At 66.4% G+C, this 622-nt stretch carries 1 protein-coding gene; it reads right to left on the bottom strand.

The annotated features are described in order from the left end of the window. Positions 1-622, bottom strand: a 622-nt coding sequence (locus JP75_RS24895) for a MutS N-terminal domain-containing protein (RefSeq protein WP_035088046.1), incomplete at both ends; no start/stop codon positions are given.

Consider the following 622-nt stretch of genomic DNA (forward strand, 5'->3'; position numbering starts at 1 on the left):
AGCGCGCCCAGCGCTGCTCGCGACGGTCGCGAATAGGCGCTAGGGTCGACCACCTCCGCACCAAAGGCGCCAACGATCCGCTCGGCCGCCTTTTCGCTGTCGAAGAGATCGGGGTCGACCTTGACCAGCAGCCCCGCGGGCAAAATCACATGGTTTTCCGCCAGCGCCATGCGCGTGGCTTCACTCGCCAGTAGTTCGACCGGATCGATGCGCGCCAACTCGTCCGCCACGACATTGGCCGGCAGGTCGATCACCGCCGTCTCGCCGGTCGATACATCCGCCCAGGCCAGTGCAAAATCCGCTTCCCCGTGCCGCACCATCGAAAGCGCGGCAAGGAAATTGGAGGCGCGCGCCGGCAGCAGGTCGTCTTCGGTCAGCGTGCCCGCCGTCACGAGGCGCACCACGTCCCGCTTCACCACCGATTTGGAGCCGCGCTTCTTGGCCTCGGCCGGGTCTTCCACCTGCTCGCAAACGGCGACGCGGTGGCCCAGCGCAATGAGCTTCTTGAGGTAATCCTGCGCGGCATGGATCGGCACGCCGCACATCTGGATGTCTTCGCCCAGATGCTTGCCGCGCTTGGTCAGCACGATGCCCAGCGCCTGGCTGGCGATCTCGGCGTCCT

The organism is Devosia riboflavina (genome assembly GCF_000743575.1).
GTDB lineage: Bacteria > Pseudomonadota > Alphaproteobacteria > Rhizobiales > Devosiaceae > Devosia > Devosia riboflavina.